This is a genomic window from Natronorubrum marinum, from assembly GCF_052040125.1.
Taxonomy (GTDB): domain Archaea; phylum Halobacteriota; class Halobacteria; order Halobacteriales; family Natrialbaceae; genus Natronorubrum.
On sequence record NZ_JBPPFV010000002.1, the window covers coordinates 348,519 to 372,823 of the forward strand.

23 protein-coding genes are annotated in these 24,305 nt (G+C 64.0%); 12 read left to right on the forward strand and 11 right to left on the reverse strand.

The genetic code is table 11. The annotated features are described in order from the left end of the window. Positions 1 to 171 precede the first annotated feature (171 nt). A complete protein-coding gene (locus ACSFC5_RS11360; protein ID WP_440765363.1) occupies positions 172 to 576 on the forward strand; it encodes an SRPBCC family protein in 405 nt (134 codons plus the stop codon). Between the two features lie 89 nt (positions 577 to 665). Here the strand turns inward: ACSFC5_RS11360 and ACSFC5_RS11365 are convergent, their stop codons facing one another. Beyond that, the gene (locus ACSFC5_RS11365; protein WP_440765364.1) at positions 666 to 836 is read right to left on the reverse strand and encodes a glycine zipper domain-containing protein; all 171 of its coding nucleotides are present in this window, start codon (positions 834 to 836) and stop codon (positions 666 to 668) included. 126 nt (positions 837 to 962) lie between these two features. Further along, positions 963 to 1,631, reverse strand: a complete 669-nt coding sequence (locus tag ACSFC5_RS11370) for a flavin reductase family protein (RefSeq protein ID WP_440765365.1) — start codon at positions 1,629 to 1,631, stop codon at positions 963 to 965. Positions 1,632 to 1,741: 110 nt separating this feature from the next. Here ACSFC5_RS11370 and ACSFC5_RS11375 point away from each other — a divergent pair, with 110 nt between their 5' ends. The 4 genes from ACSFC5_RS11375 (at position 1,742) to ACSFC5_RS11390 (ending at position 6,329) form a co-directional block, all read left to right on the forward strand. Then, positions 1,742 to 2,107, forward strand: coding sequence for a winged helix-turn-helix transcriptional regulator (locus ACSFC5_RS11375; RefSeq protein WP_440765366.1), 366 nt, complete (start codon positions 1,742 to 1,744; stop codon positions 2,105 to 2,107). A gap of 97 nt (positions 2,108 to 2,204) precedes the next feature. After that, positions 2,205 to 3,332 carry a hypothetical protein gene (locus ACSFC5_RS11380; RefSeq protein ID WP_440765367.1) on the forward strand — a complete coding sequence of 376 codons (1,128 nt, stop codon included), beginning with the start codon at positions 2,205 to 2,207 and terminating at the stop codon, positions 3,330 to 3,332. A 107-nt stretch (positions 3,333 to 3,439) separates the two neighbouring features. After that, positions 3,440 to 5,623 (forward strand): phosphoribosylformylglycinamidine synthase subunit PurL, encoded by a 2,184-nt coding sequence (purL, locus tag ACSFC5_RS11385; RefSeq protein ID WP_440765368.1) that lies wholly within the window; start codon positions 3,440 to 3,442, stop codon positions 5,621 to 5,623. A 112-nt stretch (positions 5,624 to 5,735) separates the two neighbouring features. Further along, entirely contained in the window at positions 5,736 to 6,329 is a 594-nt protein-coding gene (locus ACSFC5_RS11390) for a HalX domain-containing protein (protein WP_440765369.1), read from the forward strand. 4 nt (positions 6,330 to 6,333) lie between these two features. Here ACSFC5_RS11390 and ACSFC5_RS11395 read toward each other — a convergent pair whose 3' ends face one another. After that, entirely contained in the window at positions 6,334 to 8,259 is a 1,926-nt protein-coding gene (locus ACSFC5_RS11395; RefSeq protein WP_440765370.1) for a sensor histidine kinase, read from the reverse strand. 167 nt (positions 8,260 to 8,426) lie between these two features. Beyond that, positions 8,427 to 9,416, reverse strand: coding sequence for an ornithine cyclodeaminase family protein (locus ACSFC5_RS11400; RefSeq protein WP_440765371.1), 990 nt, complete (start codon positions 9,414 to 9,416; stop codon positions 8,427 to 8,429). A 110-nt stretch (positions 9,417 to 9,526) separates the two neighbouring features. Here ACSFC5_RS11400 and ACSFC5_RS11405 point away from each other — a divergent pair, with 110 nt between their 5' ends. Together ACSFC5_RS11405 and ACSFC5_RS11410 are read left to right on the forward strand one after the other, a co-directional pair. Continuing rightward, entirely contained in the window at positions 9,527 to 10,627 is a 1,101-nt protein-coding gene (locus ACSFC5_RS11405; protein ID WP_440765372.1) for an NAD(P)/FAD-dependent oxidoreductase, read from the forward strand. Positions 10,628 to 10,685: 58 nt separating this feature from the next. Then, complete coding sequence (locus tag ACSFC5_RS11410; protein ID WP_440765373.1) at positions 10,686 to 11,861, forward strand: NAD(P)/FAD-dependent oxidoreductase; 1,176 nt, start codon at positions 10,686 to 10,688, stop codon at positions 11,859 to 11,861. A 6-nt stretch (positions 11,862 to 11,867) separates the two neighbouring features. Here ACSFC5_RS11410 and ACSFC5_RS11415 read toward each other — a convergent pair whose 3' ends face one another. Both ACSFC5_RS11415 and ACSFC5_RS11420 read right to left on the reverse strand, forming a co-directional pair. Then, on the reverse strand, positions 11,868 to 12,116 hold the full coding sequence (locus tag ACSFC5_RS11415) for a hypothetical protein (RefSeq protein WP_440765374.1): 249 nt from the start codon (positions 12,114 to 12,116) through the stop codon (positions 11,868 to 11,870). Positions 12,117 to 12,169: 53 nt separating this feature from the next. Then, positions 12,170 to 13,396, reverse strand: coding sequence for a GNAT family N-acetyltransferase (locus ACSFC5_RS11420; RefSeq protein WP_440765375.1), 1,227 nt, complete (start codon positions 13,394 to 13,396; stop codon positions 12,170 to 12,172). 129 nt (positions 13,397 to 13,525) lie between these two features. Here ACSFC5_RS11420 and ACSFC5_RS11425 point away from each other — a divergent pair, with 129 nt between their 5' ends. Further along, positions 13,526 to 14,149 carry a class I SAM-dependent methyltransferase gene (locus tag ACSFC5_RS11425; protein WP_440765376.1) on the forward strand — a complete coding sequence of 208 codons (624 nt, stop codon included), beginning with the start codon at positions 13,526 to 13,528 and terminating at the stop codon, positions 14,147 to 14,149. 312 nt (positions 14,150 to 14,461) lie between these two features. Continuing rightward, complete coding sequence (locus tag ACSFC5_RS11430; protein ID WP_440765377.1) at positions 14,462 to 14,893, forward strand: hypothetical protein; 432 nt, start codon at positions 14,462 to 14,464, stop codon at positions 14,891 to 14,893. A gap of 7 nt (positions 14,894 to 14,900) precedes the next feature. Here the strand turns inward: ACSFC5_RS11430 and ACSFC5_RS11435 are convergent, their stop codons facing one another. The 5 genes from ACSFC5_RS11435 to ACSFC5_RS11455 form a co-directional block, all read right to left on the reverse strand. After that, positions 14,901 to 15,653: a mechanosensitive ion channel family protein gene (locus ACSFC5_RS11435; RefSeq protein WP_440765378.1), complete on the reverse strand. Its 753-nt coding sequence runs from the start codon at positions 15,651 to 15,653 to the stop codon at positions 14,901 to 14,903. A 671-nt stretch (positions 15,654 to 16,324) separates the two neighbouring features. Next, a complete protein-coding gene (locus tag ACSFC5_RS11440) occupies positions 16,325 to 17,485 on the reverse strand; it encodes a pyridoxal phosphate-dependent aminotransferase (protein ID WP_440765379.1) in 1,161 nt (386 codons plus the stop codon). A gap of 2 nt (positions 17,486 to 17,487) precedes the next feature. Next, positions 17,488 to 17,973 carry an Lrp/AsnC family transcriptional regulator gene (locus ACSFC5_RS11445; RefSeq protein ID WP_440765380.1) on the reverse strand — a complete coding sequence of 162 codons (486 nt, stop codon included), beginning with the start codon at positions 17,971 to 17,973 and terminating at the stop codon, positions 17,488 to 17,490. A gap of 619 nt (positions 17,974 to 18,592) precedes the next feature. Beyond that, complete coding sequence (locus ACSFC5_RS11450) at positions 18,593 to 19,225, reverse strand: hypothetical protein (RefSeq protein WP_440765381.1); 633 nt, start codon at positions 19,223 to 19,225, stop codon at positions 18,593 to 18,595. A gap of 160 nt (positions 19,226 to 19,385) precedes the next feature. Beyond that, positions 19,386 to 19,883, reverse strand: a complete 498-nt coding sequence (locus ACSFC5_RS11455) for a DUF1269 domain-containing protein (RefSeq protein WP_440765382.1) — start codon at positions 19,881 to 19,883, stop codon at positions 19,386 to 19,388. 380 nt (positions 19,884 to 20,263) lie between these two features. On the opposite strand from ACSFC5_RS11455, the gene ACSFC5_RS11460 reads away from it, so the two are divergent. The 3 genes from ACSFC5_RS11460 (at position 20,264) to ACSFC5_RS11470 (ending at position 24,257) form a co-directional block, all read left to right on the forward strand. Further along, a complete protein-coding gene (locus tag ACSFC5_RS11460) occupies positions 20,264 to 20,833 on the forward strand; it encodes a thioredoxin family protein (protein ID WP_440765383.1) in 570 nt (189 codons plus the stop codon). 381 nt (positions 20,834 to 21,214) lie between these two features. Next, complete coding sequence (locus tag ACSFC5_RS11465; protein WP_440765384.1) at positions 21,215 to 22,990, forward strand: PAS domain-containing protein; 1,776 nt, start codon at positions 21,215 to 21,217, stop codon at positions 22,988 to 22,990. Between the two features lie 109 nt (positions 22,991 to 23,099). Next, complete coding sequence (locus ACSFC5_RS11470; RefSeq protein WP_440765385.1) at positions 23,100 to 24,257, forward strand: mechanosensitive ion channel family protein; 1,158 nt, start codon at positions 23,100 to 23,102, stop codon at positions 24,255 to 24,257. The last annotated feature ends 48 nt before the right edge of the window (positions 24,258 to 24,305 follow it).

Genomic DNA, 24,305 nt, shown 5'->3' on the forward strand with positions numbered 1-24,305 from the left:
ATGTCGTTCGGGTGGCCTCTCGAGACGCTCGCTCAGTACCGGCGACGGAGCTTGCCACATCGCCCCGGTCGAACTCACCGATGTTTTCCGAACAGCTCTCCGAAACACGTCGCCCCTTCGAGCCGATCCTACCAAACCTCCATACCCGATGCAACCGTACTCTCGAGACAGATGACCCAACTCCGGACTGCACACACCCCGGACGGTCGCCGCCTCGAGGCCTCGCACGTCCTCGAAGCCCCCGCAGCGGACGCCTGGGAACTGCTCGTCGACACCGCCCGATGGCCCGAGTGGTCACCGCTCGTCAACGGCGTCGAGTCGACCGACCGGCGGGTTCGTTCGGGGACCACCGGTCGCGTACGGGTCTCGGGCGTCTGGGTCCCGTTTCGGATCACCGACTGCTCGGATCGGCGATGGAACTGGCGGATGTCGGGAGTGCCGATCGCGGCCCACCGGGTCGACGACCTCGGCGAGAGTCGGTGTCGGATCGTCTTCGAACTCCCGCTGCACGCCGTCGGCTCCGTCCCGATCTGTCTGCGCGCGCTCGAGCGACTCGAAGCGCTGCTCGTCGAGTAGGACGCGTCTCGGTCGTCGTTGTATTTCGGTGTCCGATTCGGTAGGTCTCTATGCGAGTACAACGACTGTTCAAGTTCGCGCGTGGTAGTTCACGTTAGGCCCCACATCACACCGAGAAAGATACCGAGAACCATACCAAATGTAATACCTATCGTAATATCACCCAGTGCGAGTCCAAGAGCGGCTCCTAGTAGCGGTCCGAACGCAATCCCCAGAGCCATCTTATTCAAATCTATCTGGTCGTCTTCTTCGTCAGACACGTGCTGTCTTTGGACTTCCGGTGAAATAAACCCAGAGATCTAATGGCATGTGAGTTGCTTACACTTGCCGCAAGGATTCAGATCGCTTCGAAGCGAGGGCGATTCGCTCCCGCTATCCGGCATCCATTACGGCGGTCGCTCGAGTCCGAACCGATCGTCGGTTCGCGTGTACAGACTCCCCGCCAGCCGGCCGACCGCGTCGACGTCGTTCACGTCGATCTTCCCATCAGTAGTCACCGACTCGTTCAGGTGGACGTACCGGACGTCGCCCAGCACGAGCGTCGAGCCGCCGACGTCGAGCAGGTCCCGAAGGGTGCACTCGAAGGCGATCTTCGCGTCGGCGACTCGAGGCGCGTCGACCACGCTCGAGGCGGCGCGGTCGATGTCCGCGTGGTCGAACTCGCTCTCGCCCGCCGGCAAACTCGCACTGGTCTCGTTCATCGCCGCCTCGAGGCCGTCGGTGACGATATTGACGACGAACTCGCCCGATTCGCGGGCGTTTCGCGGGGTATCCTTGAGTCCCTCGGGACCGTCGACCGGGGCGAACAGCAGGACGGGCGGCTCGACCGAGGCGACGGTGAAGAAGCTGTACGGCGCGAGGTTGTCGACGCCGTCGGCGTTGCGGGTGCTCACCCACGCGATGGGGCGCGGGACGACCGCACTCGAGAGCACGCGATAGAGCGATCCCGAGTGGGTTTCGGGGTCAATCTCGAGGGAAGCGTCGCGGTCGTTCGATTCGGTACCGCCGTCGGTAGTGTCCGGTTCGGTCTCGTCTGTCCCAGGTAAGTCTGTCATGTGAGTGGCTGTCCGTTCGACGTCTACACCGAAACTGCTAACGTCGTGTTAGCTGGTTCGGACCCGAACTGCTAAAACGGTTCGTGTCGTAGCCAGAGCAGATTCAGTCGATGTCTTCCCAACAGCCCCACTCGCAGGAGGAACAGTCCCCGTCCCGCGACGACCAGCCCAACGCCTGCCCCGTCATCGAGTCCCTCGAGCAGATCGGCTCCCAGTGGCGACTGGCCGTCCTCCACGAACTCCTCGAGGGCGAACAGCGCTTCAACGAACTCAAGCGCTCGACCGACGCGAACGCGCGCACCCTTTCGCGCGTCCTCGACGACCTCGGCGAGATGGGCTTTGTCGAACGCCGGATCGAGGAGGACGCTCCCATCGCGACCTACTACAGTCTGACGGACAAGGGCAGGTCCCTCGAACCCGTCTTCGACGAAATCGAGTGCTGGGCTGGCTCGTGGTTGGAGGGCTGCGAAATCTGAGTCCACCCTTCGTCTCTCTCGCGTACGATAGCTGAGCAGCGACATCGAACCGTTCGCGAGCCAGCACATACTTGACTGTTGAACGCTTCTCTGTCGTATGTCCGATCGTTGCCCAACAGATCGAGGAAGCGGGACGCTTTCTCGGCGAACCTTCGTCGCTGGCGGCCTTCTCGTTGGTCTCGGCGGGGCGATGATCGTCGGCGACTCGTACGCGTTCTCCCGGACTCGAGCGAGCCGTGTGGCCAGTGTTTCGACGGCGAACGACGAAGCGGGGCTGCTCGGTGTCGCTCAGGTTTCGAGCGTCGAGGCCGGAAGAGACGGGCAGCCACTCGTGGCGGTGACCAACAATACGGCCACCGCGTTGACGGTCTCGGTATCACTCGTCGACCCGTCTCAAGGTACCGTTTCCCCATCGACTCACTCGCTCGCGAGTGGTGTCTCGAACGCGGTCTCGGTATCGGTAGCGGAGGGGAGTGCGACCGGGGCGAACGCCCTCCCCTTCGAGATTACTGCAACCAATGACGAGTCGATTTCGATCGCCCTGACTCGGGCGGTTGACGTCGATGCAGGGCCGTCTCTGGTCCGATCGATCAGCGACCGGTCACGGAACAATAACGCCGAGTATCAGGTTACCTATCAGGTCAACGGCGTCAGCGATTTCGACAGTATCAGCGTCACGTTCGAAAATCTCGATCTCGGCTGGGTCGATACCGTTACCGAATCGCGGACCGCGACTGAGGGAGTAATCGAGTACGATCGAGGCGGAGCCGGAAACAGCGAATACCGGATTACGTTCGACGTGTACGATTCGAGCGGGGCGATCGTGCTCACGGAGTCAGTTACGGACGTCGCCAACGGGAGCGAACCGCCGGGAAACCAACAGCCGACCGATCCGGACGGGCCACGACTCGAGTCGTTTACTGTCACCGACGAGACCGTGAACAACAACACCGATTATACGGTCGCATACGAGGTATCCAGACCGGACCGGTTCGAGGAAGTCCGCGTGACGTTTACGAACACCGAACCGAACAAGGAATGGGCGACGAGAGAAGAATCGACCGATGCGTTCCCGACGGGAACGGTCACGTACAGACAGGGCGGGACGGAAGGAGACACGTACGATATTACCGTCGAGATCGTCAATATAAACGGGATCGTCGTCGACTCGGGGACGGTGACACACGTGGCAGGGACGGACGGAACCGTCTCGTTCCCGAACTGAGTCAATTTTTAAGTCGGCCGTCGATTGCAGCCCCCTATTCTCCCCAAACGATACACGAACGTGCACATAGAAACCCCTTTACTACCCGACTTCCATCACCGACATGAATGAGTCTTGCCGATTCGGACCACGAACTCGTCGTCGACGAGTTGGAGCGAGAGCCGACTCCAGCCGAGGCGGCGCTGTTCGAGAACCTCTGGAGCGAACACTGCGCGTACCGCTCCTCGAGACCGCTGCTCTCGGCCTTCGACAGCGAGGGCGAGCAGGTCGTTATCGGGCCGGGTGACGACGCGGCGGTCGTCGCGCTGCCCGGAAGCGAGGACGGCGGCGACGAGGAGGGGTCGACCTACATCACGATGGGGATCGAGAGCCACAACCACCCCTCCTACGTCGATCCGTTCGACGGGGCCGCCACGGGCGTCGGCGGCATCGTCCGAGACACGCTCTCGATGGGGGCCTACCCGATCGCGCTGGCGGACTCGCTGTACTTCGGCGAGTTCGACGACGAGCACTCGAAGTACCTCTTCGAGGGCGTCGTCGAGGGGATCAGCCACTACGGCAACTGTATCGGCGTCCCGACGGTCGCCGGCAGCGTCGACTTCCACCCCGACTACGAGGGCAACCCCCTCGTGAACGTCGCCTGCATCGGTCTGACGAACGCGGACCGACTCGTCACGGCCGTCGCCCAGGAGCCCGGAAACAAACTCGTCCTCGTCGGCAACGGCACCGGCCGCGACGGGCTGGGCGGCGCGAGCTTCGCCAGCGAGGATCTGGCGGAGGACGCCGAAACCGAGGATCGACCCGCAGTTCAGGTCGGCGACCCCTACGCCGAAAAGCTGCTCATCGAGGCTAACGAGCAACTCGTCGACGAGGGCCTCATCGAGTCCGCACGCGACCTCGGCGCCGCCGGTCTCGGCGGTGCCTCGAGCGAACTCGTCGCCAAAGGTGGTCTCGGTGCCCACATCGAACTCGAGCGGGTCCACCAGCGCGAGCCGAACATGAACGCCTTAGAGATCCTGCTCGCCGAATCGCAGGAGCGGATGTGTTACGAGGTCGAACCCGACAACGTCGACCGCGTCGCGGAAATCGCTGAGCGATTCGATCTCGGCTGTTCCGTTATCGGCGAGGTCACCGAGCAGAACTACACCTGCACGTTCGAGGGTGAGACGGTCGTCGACGTCGACGCCTCCTTCCTCGGCGAGGGTGCGCCGATGAACGACCTCGCAAGCGAGGAGCCGGCCCAACCCGAGACCGACCTCCCCGACGCAGATCTCGAGGACGCCTTCGAGACGGTCGTCTCGAGTCCGAACACCGCCTCGAAGCGGTGGGTCTACCGGCAGTACGATCACGAAGTCGGCGTGCGAACGAGCGTCGGACCGGGTGACGACGCGGCGATCATCGCCATTAGGGAGGCCGAGCAAGGACTCGCGATTTCGTCGGGTGCGGCGCCGAACTGGACTACCGTCGCGCCCTACGAGGGGGCGAAAGCGATCGCCCTCGAGAACGCGACGAACGTCGCGGCCAAAGGCGCGACGCCGCTCGCGGCAGTCGACTGCCTCAACGGCGGAAACCCCGAAAAGCCGGACGTCTACGGCGGGTTCAAGGGGATCGTCGACGGCCTCGCCGACATGTGCGAGACGCTGTCGGCGCCGGTCGTCGGCGGCAACGTCTCGCTGTACAACGACTCTGTCGCCGGGCCGATCCCGCCGACGCCGACGCTCGCGATGGTCGGTACCAAGGAGGGGTACGACGCCCCGCCGCTGTCGGTCGCGCCAGATTCGGACAGTAAAATCCTGCTCGTTGGCGATCTCGGCCTCGAGAGCGGTGAGGCCCGTCTCGGCGGCTCCGAGTACCTCGCCCGCCACGGCGGCAGCGATGTATTCCCCGAACTCCCCGCCGATCCCGCGGCCGTCGTCGAGACGCTCGCCGACGTGGCGACCGACGACGCGACGCTCGCGGTCCACGACGTCAGTCACGGCGGTCTCGCCGTCTCGCTGGCCGAGATGGTCGCCGAAGACGCGGGACTCGAAATCTCGCTCCCGGTCGCAGACGACGCGGACGACGAGGCGGTCGCTGTAGCCCTCTTCCACGAACAGCCCGGCCGGGCGCTGATCCAGACTGACGCTCCCGAGGCCGTCAGCGCGGCGTTCGACGGCGTCGCACCGGTCGTCGAACTCGGCTCGGCGACCGACGATGGCACGCTCTCGCTCAGCGTCGGCGATCGAACGATCGCGACGGATGCAGCCGAGATTCGAGACTATCGAGCGACGATCGAGCGGGAACTCGAGTAGTCGACGCCCTCGAGCGATCGTCCATCGAACCGGCAATTATCTGACGCCCGATATCTTGATATACCCGCGGTACGATTCCTCCAACGAACTGATAGCCGGAGGATACCGTTCGATGGCCACTACCACCCCGTCCGTCCTGATCGTCGAAGACGAACCGGACCTCGCGGAGCTCTACGCCGCCTGGCTCGGAGAGTCGTGCGAGATCGAGACGGCCTACGACGGCGAGACGGCGCTGAACGCCATCGAGGACGATATCAGCATTGTCCTGCTCGATCGACGCATGCCCGGGCTCTCCGGAGATCGAATTCTCACGGCCATCCGCGACCGCGGTCTCGACTGTCGGGTCGCGATGGTAACGGCCGTCGAACCGGACTTCGACATCATCGGTATGGGGTTCGACGACTACCTCGTCAAGCCGGTCTCGAAGGACGAGCTAGTCCGAATCGTCGAGCAGTTAGAGCTCCGATCGAGTTACGACGAACAGCTCCAGGAGTTCTTCGCGCTCGCCTCGAAGAAGACGCTGCTCGACGCCGAGAAAACCGATGCCGAACTGAAATCGAGCCAGGAGTACGCCCGACTGCAGGACCGACTGGCGGTGCTCCGCGTCGAGGTCAACGAGACGATGGCGGAACTGCTCGAGCAGGACGGCTACCGACAGCTCTGTCGGGACCTCACCCGGGACTCGCTTCTCCAGGAGTCAAACTGACTCGTTAGCTGGAACTCGCTGATTCGCGCTCGAGCGTCGTCACGTCGCGGATCTCGAGTCGCGTGCCGCCGTTTGTGCCATTGTCGACCGTCAGCGACCAGTCGTGGGCTTCGGCGATCGCTCTGACGAGCGCCAGCCCCAGGCCGTCGATGTTCGTCTCGACGCCGGCACTCGCGTCGCCGTCGTCGGTCGTGATGTCGAGCACCCGGTCGTGAGCAGTCGGTGGGATTTCGGTCGCGTCATCCAACAGGAAAAAGCCCCGCGAGCGGTCGCTCGTGCCGAACCCGACGAGGCCGACCTGAATCGTCACCTCGCCGTCGGCGCGGGACGCGGCGTCGTCGAACGCCGTCTCGAGGAGGTGGACGAACCGCTCCGCGTCGGCTCTGAGGGTCGCCGACTGCTCGACAACGACTCGCTCGCCGTCCAATCGAGACCGTTCGAGGGCGTCCTCGATCGCCGACTCGAGATCGATCCGACTCCGGGGGCCGACGGCCGACGCGTTCCGAGCGAACTCTCGGATGTCGTCGACGAGCCGTTCGGTGCGGTCCAGCGTCGCTTCGACCGAGTCCTCCGCGAGCGGGAACTCCCAGTTCTCCGCCGTCTCTCCGCGAGCGGCCGACATCTCGCCGCCCTCAGCCTCGAGCGCGTCCGCGAGCGACGACAGTTGCGCTTTCAGATCGCTCGAGAGGACGTCGGCGACGGACTCGAGTCGTTCGGTCTGGCGCTCGAGTTCCGCAGTTCGTTCCCGGAGGACCTGTTCGCGGTCGGCCCGGTCGAGCGCTGCCCGGGTGTTCTCGACCAGCGTCGAGATGAGGTCGACGTCGGTCTCGTCGAACTGGTGGGCGTCGAACGAGCCGGTCATGAGGACGCCGTGGGTGCCGATGGGCGCGATGATCTCCGACCGGATCGGGGTCTCGGGGTTGTAGACGTCGTCGACCGTCGCGAGGTCGTCGAACCGCTCGACGTCGCCGGACTCGAACGTATCCCAGACGAGGCCTTCGCCGGGGTAGAATCGCGGGAGGCCGCCGAACTCGTCGTGTGCGCCGGCGGTTCCGGCGACCGGTTCGAGGTAGCCCTGTTCTTCCTCGAGCAGCCAGACCCCGCTGATCGGGAGATCGAGCAGGTCGCTGCCGGCGTGGACGGCGATCGCACAGATCTCTTCGGGGTCGTCGGACTCGAGCAACCACCGGGTAATCTCGTGGAGCGACGTGACGACGCGCTCGTACTCGCGCTGGTCGGTCACGTCGCGGACGACGGCAGCGACGGTCGCGAGGTCGTCCTCGATCGGGACGAAGCGGAACTCGCCGATCCGGTCGGTGCCGTTGGCGTCGGTGAACGGCAACTCGAGCCGTCGCTCGGCGGCGTTGCCGACGTCGACGTCGGTGATCGCCCGCCCGATCTCGACGGCGTGCTCGTCGGAGATTCCGGCCCGACTGGTGAGCACTTCGACGTGCTCGCCGGTGAACTCCTGCCGGTCGGCGTCGAGTACGTCCTCGAGAGCGCCGTTGACGGTGACGATCTCCCGGTTTCGGTCGAGGGTGATCACGGCGTCTTGGACGGCTTCGACGACAGCTGCGTGCTGGGCGATGGTCGTCTCCTGAGATTTCCGCTCCGTGACGTCGCGCATGTACACCGAGAGACCGCTTTCGGAAGGGTAGGCGCGGGCCTCGAACCAGGTCTCGAGGTGGGCGTGGTACACCTCGAAGGAGACGGAGACCTGTTCGTCCATGGCGCGGTGGAACCGATCGGGGAACTGGGTTTCGACGGTCTGGGGGAACTCGTCCCACATGACGCGGCCGATTAGCTCCGCCCGAGAGCGCTTCAGCAGGGTCTCTGCGCGCTCGTTGAGGTAGGTAAACCGGAAGTCCGGGTCGAGCGCGAAGAAAGCGTCGGTGACTCGGTCGGCGATCGGAACGGATCGCAGCGTCACGGCTCCACACCCCAATCGTCGCTCGAGATCGCGGTCGCGAGCGGATCCCCCCGGAGCCGACCGACTCGCACTGTCGCTGTATTCATCGAGAGCTAGCTATTGCCTACTTTGCAGTACGGCTATTTCAGTGTCGTGGCTGATCAGTCGACGGTGCTGGCCGCCGCCGACTACAGCGCGGTCGTCGTCCCCCGCTCTCGCTCGACGGCGCGGTCGAAGAGGAACTCGGCCGCCGCGGCGTCTAGCACCGCCGTCCCGACGCTCTCGAGGACGACGATTTCGTCGGCGGACCCGCGGCCGTGGCTGCCGGCTAACACCCCGCCCAGCGAGCGCACCTTGAGGCCGGCGTGGCTCCGAAGATCCCCCGTTTCGGCGGCCTCGCTCGGAACGTCGGCGACTACGCGGGCCGCGCGTTCGACCGTCGCGTCGTCCAGTTCGCGCATCTCGGGCGTGTACGCGCCGACGGCGATCACGAGCGCCCCGTCTGCCAGCGCGTCTCCCGGAAACACCGGCTCGGTACTCGTCGTCGCCGTCACGACGACCGATGCAGCCTCGACTGCCTCCCCCGGACTCGAGACCGGCGTCGTCGCGACGCCGAGTTCGGACTCCAACTCCCGCGCGCAGTCGATCCGGGAGTCGCTCGGCGAGTAGATCCGGATCGACGCGAGTCGGTCGACGCCGACGGCGGCGGCGATGGCGCGGGTCTGCCAGCGGGCCTGTGCCCCCGCGCCGATCACCGCCAGCTCGATCGGACCGTCGGCCGCGAGTTCGCGGGCGGCGAGGCCGCCGATGCAGCCCGTCCGCGCGTTGGTGATCCGGTTGGCCGCGAGGTAGCCGACCGGCTGGCCGGTTTCGGCGTCGGTGAGCGAGAGCTGGGCCGTGACGGTCGGCAGCCCGCGCTCGGGGTTGTCCTCGATGACGGCGACGAGCTTCGTCGCCGCGTAGTCGGCGCCGTGGACGTACGCGGGCATACAGAGGCCGGTTCCAGTCGGCTCCGCGGGCGCGTCGGGATCGAGCCCCGTGCCGATCGGGTAGTGTGGCCGCTCGGGTCGTTCGACCGCCCCCGTCCGTTGCTTCTCGAAGGCGTCGGCGACGACGGGCAACAGCGCCTCGAGATCGAGCACCGACGCGATATCCTCGTCGGAGAGCACGCGAACCATACGCGAAAGTCTTCGCAGGGCCACTTCAGTGGTGCCGTCGCTCGGGCCGCCGGAGATTCCAGCACATCGTCGGCGGAGCGTGTTTGTAGCTGGCCGTGGTACGAGTGCGCATGAAGACCGTCATCGCCGGCGGGGGAATCGTCGGGTGTGCGATCGCCGCGCGACTCGGCGAAACCGACCGCGACGTCACGCTCCTCGAGCGCTTGCGGATCGGTCGCGAGACGACGGCGGCCTCCGCGGGCATTCTGATGGAGACCGTGATCGATCCGACGCCGTTCGACCTGCGATTCCGGGCGCGCGCCCGCTCGGTCTACGACGGACTGTTCGATCGCGGTCCGCTCGAGTCGACGCGAATCGGCGTCTGCTATCTCGCCGAAACGGACCAGTTCGCGGAGCGACTCGAGGCGTCCGCGGCGACGCTCGACGAACACGGCATCGATGCGTCGTACCTTGGGGCGGACGAACTGTCCCGACTCGGCGTCGAGCCCGACGGCTTCGTCGGCGGACTGCACACGCCGAACGACCGGCTCTGCGATCCGGTCGCCGTCGCGAACTGGTTCGCCGACTGCGCCCGACGGACGGGCGTCGACGTTCGGACGGGCGAGACCGTCACCGACGTTCGGACGCGCGACGGAGCCGTCTCGAGCGTCGAGACCGAAGCTGAACGGTTCGACGCCGACTGCGTAATCAACGCGACCGGTCCGTGGGCACCGGAGCTAAACGGGATGGTCGACGTGTCGCTGCCGCTTAGACAGACGCTCGGGCCGATGGCGGCCCTCGAGACCGACCACCCTCTCGAGAGTCCGGTGACGATCCTCCAGTCCAAACGCTACGTTCGCCCGACGGGCGGCGACGACGGACCGGGGGCGTGGGTCGGCGAGTACCGGACGGCGTACGACGACGGCCAGCAGTACGATCCTGACGACTGTACCGTCCCGGACGGATACGCGGATTCCGCCTCGGAACTCGCAGCCGTCGTCCCCGAACTCGAGGACGCGACGGTTGTCGACGAGTGGATCGGCTGTCGAACCGTCACGCCGGACGGCAGACCCATCGTCGGCGAGACGAGCGTCGACGGGTTCGTCGTCGCCTGCGGACTGACCGGACAGGGGATCACGCTCGCCCCGGCCGTGGCCGACGCGGTTTGCGATGGACTCGACGGGGACCTCGAGGACGAATATCTGGACCATCTCTCGCCGGATCGGTTCTGAGCGTCAGTCTGCTCCGTTCGAGCGAATCCTTATCCCGAACCGTGTTGTTCGATATCGTATGACAGTAGTCGTAGTCGGCGGGGGCATCGTCGGACTCTCGAGTGCGTACGAACTTGCCGCTCGCGGCGTCGACGTCGTCGTCTGCGAGCAGGGGTCGATCGGCTCGGGAAGCACCGAGCGATCCGTGGGCGGCATCCGTGCGCAGTTTTCGACGCCAGTCAACGTCGCCCTCTCGTTCGAGAGCATGCGCGTCTGGAACGCCTTCGAGGAACGGTTCGGGACCGACATCGATTACCGGCGGCCGGGATACCTCTTTCTCGCCCGGAGCGAGGCGGTTGCAGCGGGATTCGAGGAGACCGTCGCCATGCAGAACGACCGCGGCGTTCCGAGCGAGGTTCTCACGCCCGACGAGGCGAGCGAGCACTGCCCGGGAATCGACCCCGAACAGTTCGTCGCGGCGACGTACGCCCCGACGGACGGCTTCGCGGACCCGCATCTCGCCCTGCAGGGGTACGCGCGAGCGGCGGCCGACGCGGGGGTCGACGTGCGAACGAAGACGCCCGTCGTGGACGTGATCCGCGAGGAGTCGGGCGCTCGAGACGACCAGAAACCGAGGCGAGTGGTCGGCGTCGAGACATCCGACGGTCGACTCGAGGCCGACTACGTCGTCAATGCGGCAGGACCGTGGGCTGGCGAGGTCGCAGCGTTGGCCGACGTGTCGCTCCCCATCACCCCGAAGCGACGCCAGATCGCCGTCGTCCAACCTGAAATCGCGGTTCCAGCCTCGGCCCCGCTGACGATCGACCTCGAGAGCGGTTCCTACTTTCGGCCCGAGCGGGACGGCGACGCGCTGGTCGGCGGCCACTTCTCGGCGGTCGATCCGGCCTGTGATCCGGACCAGTACACTCGGTCGATGGACTTCGAGTGGAGCGTCGACGCCCTCGAGACGGTTTCGGAGTGGACGACCTACTTCGGTCCCGAGTCGGCGGTCAAACGCGGCTGGGCGGGACTCTACGCGGTGACGCCGGACGACAGCGCGATCCTCGAGGAGACGGTTCCCGGCTTCGTGACGGCGGCCGGCTTCTCGGGCCACGGCTTTCAGCACGCGCCCGCCACCGGAACACTGGTCGCCGAACTCGTCACCGACGGCGAGGCGTCGCTGGTCGATATCGAGGCGCTCTCGAGCGATCGGTTCGATGGGAAGCGGACTCGAGCGGAGCGAAACGTCGTCTGAGATCCGTTAGTCGGCCTCTGCAGCGGACGTTTCGTCACGGTCAGTCCCTGCGAGGTCCTTCCGCCGCGAAACGTACACCGGAATCACCAGCACGCCGCCGAGGGGTACGTAGACCCCCATCGAGTAGTGGGAGGGATTCTCGATGCCGAGCCGTTTCGCGTCGTAGTAGATCACGATAGCGCACAGATACTGGACGATCAGCACCAGCGCCACGCCGACCATCACGATCGTCTCAGAATACACGATCGTTGGCATTACTGCCATATCAGCGTGTCCCTCGAGTGATAGCTTCGGGACCGAAGCGACCGTCAGTACCGATCGCCGTGATAGGTCTCCGTTTCGGGGAAGAGCGTCGAGAGCGTCTCCAGGGCCGTTGAACCCGTCGCCTCGAGTCGCCCCGTTTGCTCGAGCGCCCGCGCGGACCGGAACCCGACCACGAGTTGCGAGAGCGCGCCGATATCGAGGCGGACGTCTGGATCGTCGGCGGCAACCGGTTCGCACTCGCCCCGGCCGTCTTCGACCTCGAGTCGGAACGCGGCGTCGTTCCAGTCGGTCAACGAATCTTCGACGCCGATCGTCAGATCCGCCTCGCAGTTGGGATAGGAGAGTTCGGACAGCGTCTCCTCGACGTCGACGATCCGGACCATCGGCCCGTCGGTGACCGTGGTGTCGATCTCGTCGGGGTCGCGAGCGATGTCGCGGATCGGAACATCCGCGGGCGCTCGAAGTCGAACGCGTTGGACCTGCGAATCGTGATCGTAGCAGAACGAGAGGAGGGCCAACACGGCGTCGTGATCGGTGGCGACGAGTTCGGAGACCGACAGCGTCCGGTCGCCCGTCTCGCCGTCGATCGTGTAGACGAGGTATCCCGCCACCCGGCCGTCGCGCTCGAAGGCGTAGACGAACGGATCGCGGTCGTGGCCGCCGAAGACGCGGTGTCGCCACCAGGTCTCGTCGCGTTCGAGGGCGAGGCCGTACCGTTCGCGGTGGGTCTCGTAGGCCGACTCGAGTCGATCGGAGTCGTCGGCCTCGAGTCGGCGAAAGACCGTGCTATCGGCGCCGGCACCGTCCGTCGCATCCGCCGCGAACGACAGCGTCTCTGGGTCGCACTCGTGGGTCACGATCCGACTGCTGGTGTCCCAGCCGTACTGTCGGTAGAACCGGTACTGGAACGGCCACAGTACCGAAAAGCGAACGTCGTGTTCGCGATACTCCGCGAGCGAGTGGGCGAGCAACTGCCGGACGTGGCCCCGGCGGCGGTACTCCGGCGGCGTCGCGACCGACGCCAGCCCCGCGGTTCGGTGGGTGTCGCCGCGCACGCGGGACTCGAGCCAGTAGTGTCGACAGACACACCGTGGATTCGCGTTGTCGGCCGCCGCCGTGGCGTAGAGGCCGCGGCGGGAGCCGAGCGTGTCCCGCGGCTCCTCGTGCTCGTCGGGATCGTACGCTGGAACCCCTAACTCCGGTCGAAAGGCGTAGCTCCGATACTCGTGAAACACGTCCCGTTCGTCCGGGATAGGACGGTAGTCGGCCATGAGACGGACAGCGTGGGCGACCGAGAAAACTGTTGATGTCGCGGGCCGGTCGCTGGGACCGTCTCGAGTACGGTGTCGTATTTGAACCAGTGCAAAGACTGAACAGACACGGTTCACTATTCGTTGCGTATGGTCGACAGGAACGCGGTTCGTCGGGGATACGACGAACTGATCGGGGACTACGATGCGGAACGTGCGGAAGACGACCGCGGGAACGCGATCCTCGACGAGTTCCTCGATTCGATCGGAACTCCGGCGCGAATCCTGGACGTCGGCTGCGGCCCGGGCGTCCCGGTCCTTCGGAAACTGAGTGCGGAAGCGATCGCCTTCGGAGTCGACCTCTCCCGCGAACAGCTCAAATTGGCCGCCTCGAACGTGTCCGAAGCGGCGCACGTACAGGGGGAGATGACGAGACTTCCCCTCCGTGAGGACGCGTTCGATGCCGTTACCGCCTTTCACTCGCTGATTCACGTCCCGCTCGAGGACCACGGGGCGGCTATCGACGAATTCGCACGCGTCTTGCGCCCCGGCGGTCGCGTACTCCTTTCCGAAGGCCCAGAAGAGTGGTGCGGGACGAATCCGGACTGGCTCGAGCGCGGCGTCGAAATGCAGTGGAACATTGCCGGCGTGGACGCCACGCGGGACCAACTGCGGGACGCCGGGTTTACGATCACCGACGAGTGGGGCACCGCCGGTACGTTCGCCGACAACGACGAGCGATGGCTATTCCTCGCCGCCACACTCGAGGCGTAACCGGTCGACTGCGTCACCGCGTCGGCTCTCGGCCGGATGTTACGAGGCGACCATCGACCGCGATTCGAACCGATTCGCAGGCTGTCCCCGGCGAAGGTGTCGACAGTTCGTCTACCGTGACTTCGAGTATCGAACGAGGCGAGAACCGTGACGTTCTGCAACGAGAACAGGTCCGTCGAACGAAACGACATCGTTCCAAAGACGTATGACTACCGTCACCAGACCAGTGGCAAGCGCGACGGCATCCCGACGGCGGATCACCGACGTCGTCTCCGTCCCCTGCTCGGACAGCGCACACGCGACCTGCTACCCATGGATTCACTCTCCCGACTCTGGAAACGATACGTTGCTCGCAATCCGGACCCGGACGCGTACCGCGTCTACGCATCGTTCCCTTCTCGATCGTCAGACGGCCCACCACTCGGCGCGCTCCGCGATCGGATCGACGACCTCGAGTACGCCTTCGAAGGCCGACTCGACGTCACCGTCACGAGGAAACGACTGGTTGTCACGACGGATACGGTCGCGATCGAGCAGTTCGACCGGACCGCATTCGAGCGGTTCGTCGCGGGGATCGAGAACCTGTACGGCGACGTCTACGACATCGTCCACTACACGAAAACCCGGCAGTCCGATCACGGGTTCGAAAAATCGCACGTTCTCGTCCCGGTCAAACCCCTCTTCTCGAAGCCGGACGAGCCGGCGGGGCTGGACCGAGTGGTTTCGGGGGACCAGTCCAGCTAAACGGTCGTCAGTCGTCGTCGGTGGGACTCGCGCCCGCGCCGGATCCCCGTTGCTGGTCGGACTGGGAAAGCGACGGCGTGCGGCCCGCCCAATCCCCGATGTTCTCCGAGACGTACTCGCGGCCACCGAGACCGAACGAGACGCCGACGCCGATCGCGACGGCCGCGGCGAGCCCCCACGCGAGCGCTCGAGCGAACACGTAGAGGATTCCGACGTCGATCCCCATCGTGTCGAGACCGATTACGATCGCGGTGAAGTACAGGAAGATCCTAACGCCGCTGGCGAACAGCTTCGTGGCCCCGGAGTCCGTCGCTGCTTGGGTCCGCTCGATGACGTCGCCGATGAAGTCGGCAACGACGAATCCGACGACAATGACGGCGATCCCGGCGATAAGCAGCGGCAGGTACGTGACCGCGGTGGCGACCAACGCGGACAGTTCCGGAATCGCGAGCACGTTCGACGCTGCGAGGATCGCGATGGCGTAGACGAACCACTTCGCGAGCGTCCCGAACGCGTGCGAGACCGCGCTCTCGGTTCCGCCGAGCATTCGCCCGAGCGGCGTCTCGAGCACCATTCGGTCGAGTTCGATTCCGTCGGCAATCCGCATGACGACGCCGGCCACGACGCGCCCGACGATCCATCCGACGAGGAGGATCAGGAGCGCGCCGACCAATCGGGGCACGAACGCCACCATACTGGCGACGGTGTCCTGGAGGAATTCCGGCAGCTGTACCTGCTGCAGCGGCAGTTGTTGTACCATCCTCTCGACGGAGGCTCCGGACGCGCTTTGTAATGGAGCTGATACAATAGTGGCAGGGCGTTGTCGACTCCGCGGCGGGGTTGCCAGCTTCGCGGAACTGTTCGTTACCACGACTTGCAGGGAACCGGACCGTAGCGAACGAGGTACAGAGTACGCCGCGCTCGAACTCTCGTGTGACCCGTATTTCCGACCCGCCCCTTCCCCGTCGTCGATAACAGGAAGTTGCCAACCGAACCGGTCTCGTGGTCGCTGGCAATTCTGTTGTAACTCGTTCGACACCAATGCGACGACCGGACACCTCTCTGCTGATTGTCAGTCCCCGCTCACTGACAGTGCCACAAAAATCGCCCAGCGCTACGGCCGAGAATTCGATCCGCACGTCCTCGTTTTCGGAACGCGGTGTCACTTACCCAGACTGCCAGCGACGTCCCGATTCCGGCGGCAATAAGCCCATAGAACCGGCGCAACAGCCGAACCGACGAACGTTGAACCGGTTTGATATCGGCGCTGTCGGTAATCCGTTGTTACGCAGCGACCGGTATATGGGGCGTCGACGAGCGGTGAACACCGCTTGAGGTGGTTCCATCACGCGCGTCACGTCCCGACTGAGCGACCGTTTCGGACGGTCACACGACCGGTGCGAAACTGTGAACACCCCGATAACAGGCCACTCAGGAGTGCTCGCCGACGAACGCCTCGATTCTCGCGAGCGCCTTCCGGAGGTCGTCGAGTCCGGTCGCGTACGAGATCCGCAGGTGACCCTCGCCGCCCTCACCGAAAACGTCACCGGGGACGACCGCAACGCCCTCCTCGCGCAGGACTCCTTCAGCGAACTCTTCGGCGGTAAAGCCCTCGGGCACCTCCGGGAAGCAGTAGAACGCCCCCTTGGCCTCGAAAACGTCCATCCCGATCTCGCGGAACCGCGAGAGGACGAACTGCCGACGGCGATCGTACTGGTTCACCATCTCTCGGACGTCGTTGTCACAGGACTCGAGGGCCTCGAGGGCCGCGTGCTGGGCCGTCGTCGGCGCCGAGAGCATCGTGTACTGGTGGATCTTGTTCATCGCGCCGATGGCCTCGGCGGGGCCGAGCGCGTAGCCGAGTCGCAGGCCGGTCATCGCGTGGGCCTTCGAGAAGCCGTTGAAGACGATGGTGCGCTCGCGCATGCCCTCGAGGCTCGCGATGGAGGTGTGCTCGTGTCCATCATACGTTAACTCGGCGTAGATCTCATCCGAGAGAACCATCAGGTCGTGCTCGCGGGCGAAGTCGGCGATCGGCTCGAGATCCGCTTCGGTCATGATCGCCCCCGTCGGGTTGTTGGGATAACAGAGGACGAGCATGTCCGCTTCGTCCGCACCGGCGTCCTCGAGTGCTTCCACGGTCAGCCGGAAGTCGTCTTCCTGTTTCGTCGGCACCGAGAGCACTTCGCCGCCGGCGAAGATGACGCCGGGTTCGTAGGAGATGTACGACGGCTGGGCGATCGCGACCGTGTCGCCGGGATCGACAAAGGCCCGGAAGGCCAGATCGACCGCCTCGCTCGCGCCGGCGGTGACGATGATTTCCTCGTCGGGATCGTACCCGAGTTCGAACCGGTCGGCGACGTAGTCCGCGATCGCCTCGCGGAGTTCGCGTTTGCCACGGTTGGCCGTGTAGGACGTCTTTCCCTGTTCTAAGGAGGCGATCGCGGCGTCGCGGGCCGCCCACGGCGTCGCGAAGTCCGGTTCGCCGACACCCAGCGAGATGACGTCGTCGCGCTCCTCGGCAATCTCGAAAAACCGCCGGATACCCGAGGGCGGCACCGTCTGGACGCGATCGGCAAGTTCGAACGTCATGGTCAGGGTGAGAACGAGAGCCGTTCGTCGTCTTCGCCGTCGCCGAGTTCGATCCCGTTCTCCTTGTAGGAGGTCATCACGTAGTGGGTGACCGTCTGGGTGATCTCGGGGACGGGCGCGACCTTCTCGCTAATAAACTGCGAGACCTCGCGGATGGAGTCGCCCTCGACTTCCATGTCGAAGTCGTAGTCGCCGCTGACTAGTCTGAGTGCGGTGACCTGCGGAAACCGTGCGAGGCGCTCTGCGATGTCGCCGTAACCCGTCTCGCGGTCGAGGTGGACGTTCAACTCGACTTCGGCACGGACGCGTTCGTCTTCCAGTTTGTCCCAGTCGACGACCGCCTGATAGCCACGGACGACGCCTGTTGCCTCGAGTTCTTCGATCGCCGCCTCGACTTCCCGCTCGTCGAGGCCGGTCATTCGCGCGATATCGTCGGTCGAGTATCGGGCGTTCTCACGAAGCAACTCGAGCACCTCGCGTTCGCTCATACAAACGCGAAGCGCGAGCGCGAGTAAAGGTCTACCGTTGTTCGGTCGGCAACGCGCCGCGGTCGGAGCGGAGCCGAGTCACCTCGAGAGAACTTTCGGCGGCCAGTAGCGGCTACAGACGGAACTGACGATCGCACTCACCTGTTTCCTCACTCGCTCGTTGTGCCTCGTTGCACGTCAGAAACCAACACAACGCCTAATGAAGCGACGATTCACAGCGAGGACAGATACGCGATTGAATCGGAACGCTCCGCTGACAATCCGGACAGGTGATATCCTTCTCCTGCTGAAACGGGTATGCTCGGCTCATTTTTTGGCTTCGTCTCGGAATGTACCGACTACTACCATAAAGTGTATCGAAAGGTGATCGTACTGTCACGTTAGCTGTTCGTTCTCAAATGCCACGGTACTCGGTGACGGCTATTCGATCGCTCCGATCAACCGGTGACGTCTCGAGTGCGGACCGTGACTCGGTCGGCGACGGTGACCGTCGGCCGATAGCACACTGGCAGGCGATTGGCTTCGAGCCGGTCGGCGACAGGAAATTGCAAATCGGTCGGCTGCAACCGCGAGCAGGGATCGATCCGCGGACGATCGCTATCGGACCGCGCGGTCGACGCTATCGATAGTTCTTGAACAGCAGCGCCCGAACGTCGTCTTTCGTCTGGACGTTCTCCGTCGTGCCGTCCGGGAGGTCGACGCTGTAGCGGTAGTCCGCGGAGCTGGACTCCGACCACTTGTCGTCGTGGGTCTCGAGCAGGCTCATCATCTCGTCTAACATATCGTCGTCGTCTGCCGACCCATCACCGCCGCCATCGTTGCCGTCGGCTGCCGTCTCCGCATCGGCCGGCGACTCGCCGTCTCCGGTGGCATCCTCGCTCGAGCCTTCAGCATCGCCGTCGATCTCGCCACTTTCATCGTCTTCGTCGTCAGAATCCGCGTCGGACTCCGACTCATCGTCTTCGTCGGCCGAGTCGTCTTCGATGTAGGAGACCTCCTCGAGATCCTCCGGGGTCGACTCGCCGTCGATCGCAGCGCCGACGGAGGCGGCCACGTCGTCGGTCGCCGAGGAGTCGAGGCCCGCCTCGAGATCTATCTCGAGTTCGGTCTCGCCGTCGAGGTTGTCGATCAGGTACTGGACGGCGTCGCGTTCGCGGACGAAGCCGTACTTGCCGACGACCTGTTCGGAGATCTCTTCGCGGAGTTGCTGGATGACTGCGTACTGTTCGTCGGTGACCTCGAGCGTCTTCATACCACATCGATGTTGCGGGGGGTACAAATAGGTGGGTCGTGCTTTGTGCCACCGTCTCGATCGAGAGCCTGCAGGACGAGGCTCTACGGGACGCCCCGAGGTCAGTTATCATCATTCTATGGCTCTGCCAAGCGGTGGACCGAAAAGCGACGGTGGTCGCTCAGGCGGCGACCTCTTCGGCAGCGAACCGTTCGCGGAGCGTATCCTCGTCCTCGGGAGAGAGGTTCGTCCGGATGACCTCGGGGTCGTATCCGGCGAGGTCCTCGAGGACCCGGTTTTCGGAAACGTCGTGAACCAGCATGAACAGCGCCGAGTGGCCGGGTTCGATAGTCTCAGAAACCTCGTCGATAAACTCGTCGTCGATGCCGACGTCTTTGAACTTGCCCGCGAGCGCACCGCCCGCAGCGCCTGCAGCGAGTCCGAGCCACGGCATCCAGAAAATGATTCCGATCAGCAGGCCCCAGAACGCACCGCCGAGCGCGCCCGCGCCAACCAGGCTTCGAGCCTGCTTGACTTTGACGTGGCCGTCTTCTTTTCTAACGACAACCGCCGCGTCGTCGAGCTGGAGTAGTTCCTGTTTTTGAAGCTCGTACAGTTCGTCTCGAACGTCTTTCGCGCCGTCCATCGAGTCGAACGCGAGTACAATTAGTTCCTTCATCAGCATAGATCGCACACCAAACGGAGATATAAACCTATTTTGGGACTTATTACGACCATCTCCAATATTGTTATAACTCAAAAGTAAATCCGAGTCACGATCCTCGAGCGACTGACGACGACTGACGAAAACGCCGACTTGATCGTGATTCGTGGTGGTCAGTTCACACGTTCGACACCGGGTAATTCGGGAGAGACAAGGCAACTAACCGTGCTGCATCCTGCGCTATATTCAGCACGCAGTTAGTGAAAGCCATTGAAAGTTTGACTCTTTCACCGACAACCGCCGACTTCTACTGGTCGGTAGCGGAGGCGGAAACCAGTCGGCCGAACGATGCGACGAACACGACCCTTAAGGGATCTCGTCCGGAATTCGCCGATATGGTACTGAAAGAGTCCGACACGGAACTGGACGCAGGCGACCCCGCCCCCGACTTCGAACTCGAGGGCGCGGACGGCGAGACGTACACGCTCGACTCGTTCGCGGACAACGAGGCGCTTCTGCTCGTCTTCACGTGCAACCACTGTCCGTACGCGAAGGCGAAGTTCGACCTACTGAACGAACTGGCCGCCGAGTACGACGACGTTGCGGTCGTCGGGATCAACCCCAACGACGCCGAGGAGTATCCCGACGATTCGCTCGAGGCGATGCGAGAGTACGTTGAGGACGGCCGCGTTCGGTACGACGCCTACCTGCGCGACGAGAGCCAGGCGGTCGCGAGGGAGTATGGCGCGGTCTGTACGCCGGATCCGTTCCTCTTCGCCTGGTCCGAGGCCGACGAGGCGTTCCAGTTGGTCTATCAGGGCCGCCTCGACGACGCCCTCAACCCCGACGACGAACCCACGCGGTTCCACGTCCGCGAAGCCATCGACTCGGTGCTCGAGGGCGGATCGGTCGACCTGGAGTGGCAGCCCTCCCAAGGTTGTTCGATCAAGTGGACCGACGAGTGACGAACGGTGCGGAGCCGGTGAGCGAGTGGAAACGGATGCTCCCAGAATATCTGCCGGAGAGGATCTTCGTTTACGGCCACTTCTTATCGGAAATCTGAATTATTATCAGGCTCTACGTGTTACCAGAGCGTGGGTTGAATCACAGAACCGTCGATCGGCTGTATTGGTTGCGGAGGTGCCATTAGACTTCTGACAGAAATTATATATACCCAAACTGCTTTGGGATAAACTATATTTACGGCAAATCGGGTACCCGCAGTGACCGTCCGCTTCAAAACCGATGACACTACCATGCTCTCACAGGTTTCTGCCCTCTGATTGGACGACTGGCGAGAGTGCAGTTCGACGTCGACGGAATCGGACCTCCGTCGGAGACCAGCGATGACGCTAACGCTTCTGTGTGCGTCGGATCCATCGTACGAGGAGGATCTCGTTCGATATCTCCGTTCACAGGAGGCGTTCTCCGTCGTCACGACGCGAACGGGCCGTTCGACACTCGAGCGCCTCGAGAAGGGAGATATCGACGTCTTGCTTTACGGTCGCGACTTACCTGATATGCCCGCCGACGAGTTGCTTCGGCGCGCGCGGCGACGACACGCGTTACTTCCGGCGATTTTGCTCACCGACGGGATGGCGGCACCCGGCGACGAGGACGGTCCGCAACCGACGGCAACCGTCCAGATGCAACGTCCCGATGCAGTCGACCGAGTCCACGAAGCGATTCAGGACCTCGTCGAGTATCTCCAACGCGGCGAGTTACAGCCCCTCGAGGAGCACGACCGGGGCGTTCTCAACCGCATCACGGATAGCTTCTATTCGCTCGACGGCGAGTGGCGCTTTTCGTCCGTGAACCGGAGTGCGGAGACGCTCCTCCAGCGGTCCGCGGAAGAGCTGATCGGTCGCTCCGTCTGGGACGTGTTTCCGGAAGCGACCAACACGCCGCTCTACGAGGAGTTCGTGCGCGCGAGAGAAACCGGCGAACGGACCGAACTCGAGATTTACTACGAGCCGTTGGAAACGTGGTTTCACGTGCTCGCCTACCCCTCGACGGATGGCCTTTCGGTCTACTTTCGAGACGTTACCGATCGGATGCTTCACACGTGGGCGATGGACGCGGCCGAGATTGGCATTCTCATCACGGACCCACACCAGTCCGACAATCCGATCATCTACGCCAACGAGGGGTTCGAAACGCTCACCGGATACGCGGAAGCGGACATTCGCGGCCGCAACACTCGATTTTTGCAGGGGCCGCGAACGGATCCCGCTCCCGTCTCGAGAATGCGTGACGCGATCGATGCGCGACAGCCGGTTACCGTCGAACTCATCAACTACCGAAAGAACGGCACCCCGTTCTGGAACCGGGTCAACATCACGCCGGTGTTCGATCCGAACGGGAACCTCACCCACTTCATCGGCTTCCAACAAGACGTTACCGCCCGCGTAGAAGAAGAACGCCGTGCCGAACTCCTCCACCGGGTGCTTCGCCACAACATCCGAAACAGTATGAACGTGATCCTCGGTCAGGTTTCCACGCTCGAGGGGGCGACCACGCTCGACGACGAGCAGTTAGCTCCGATCACCGAACACGGTGAGGATCTCCTTCGGCTCGCCGAACGGGCGCGCGATATCGACACGGTACTTGAACACGGGCAGTTCGAACCCCGAGCGGTTCCACTGGCGCAACTCGCCGCGGCCGCCGCCGATTCCGTTCGCCGCGCCTATCCGGCTGCAACCCTCGAAACCGACGTTCAGGACGGTATTCACGTTATCGGCTCCGATGCGCTCGCCATCGCGTTCGAAGAACTGCTCGAGAACGGAATCAAACACGCTACGCCGGCCCACCCGACGGTCACCGTAACGACGGACACCGGAACGCAACGGTTCCGCCCCGGAGAATCGGACCGACCGGTCGTCTACGTGAGTTTCGTCGACGCCGCGCCGCCGCTTACCGATCAGGAGCGTGCCTCGCTGACGGGCGAAGACGAGACGCCGCTCCGTCACGGCAGCGGACTCGGACTGTGGCTCGTTCAGTGGATCGTGACGCTGTCCGGCGGATCGATCGACGTGGTGCACCATCCGTCCGGCGGAAACGAAATCACGGTCACGCTCTTCCGGGCGGTCGACGACTCCCAAACTGACCGAGACGCACACTGACCTATCGAGCGGCCTCAAGATAGTCCTCGACTCCCGGATCCGGGTCCGATCGTGGTTGCGTCTGCTGGCTTTTCGCTGAAATGGACCGGTCCGCTATCGATACTGTCGAATGAGTTGGTTCGTTTCGAGCGCTCCGCTGCAGTCGTCCTCACTCCGACCGGACCCGATTCCGTGGATTCAGGAGACGTATCTCGCCTCGCTCGAGATGCAACTCCTCGCGACGGTCGTCCTCGCCGTCGTCGCCCTCCTCGGCTTCGGTGTGGCGTCTCGGTTTCAGGACGTCGTTCGCCGTCGGTCCGGCACCCAGCTCGCCGAGGCCAGTTCCGTCGTGCTTCTCGGTGTGATCGTCATCGGTGGCGTCTACGCGTTTAGCGTGATCTGGCACGTCACGTTCGTCCTCGAGTACACGCTTCGGACGATGGTCATCGATCGGTGGCTCGCCGCCCAGCAGCTGGTGACCGGCGCGATCGTCCTGACCGCCTACCTCGCGATTCGGTTCGTCAATCGATCGATCGACAAGCTCTCCCAGACGAGAGCGATCACGAGACACCAGAGCGAGGTGGCCTACCACGTCTCGGACGTCGCGATCGTCGCCCTTGCCGCGGCGATGGTCCTGACGCTGTGGGGGATCGACCTCACGAACATCTTCATCGGCGCGGGGGCGATTACCGCGATCGTCGCGCTGACCGCCCGCGAGACGCTGACCGCGATGCTCGCCGGCTTCATCCTACTGTTCTCTCGACCGTTTCACGTCGGCGACTGGATCGAGATCAACGAGACCACCGGCATCGTCACCGACGTCACCATCTTCTCCACCAAGATTCAGACGTTCGACGACAAACACGTGCTGGTCCCCAACGACGAGGTGACGAACAGCCAACTGACGAACTACTCCCAGAACGACCAGCTTCGCATCGCGGTCGACGTCGGCATCGATTACGACGACCATCCCGAACACGCCCGCTCGGTCATCGCCGACGCCGTCAGCGATCTCGAGTCGATCAAGAACGCCCCGAACCCGCAGGTGGTCGGCAAGCGATTCGACGATTCCGCGATCGTTCTCGAGTGTCGCGCCTGGATCGGCGATCCGACGATGCGTCGAAAACACGACGCGCAGACGGACGTGATGGACGCGATCGTGGCCGCGTTCGATCGGGAGGGAATCGAGATCCCTTACCCCCAGCGGGTGCATGCGGCTCGAGAGGACGGCTTCCGGATCGAAGAGCGTCGAACACGAAAAGGCGCAGTGTCGTCGCTCGAGGATTGAAGCCCAGAGCGGACGGACGAACGATCGCGTCGATCGGCCGTCCGGCGT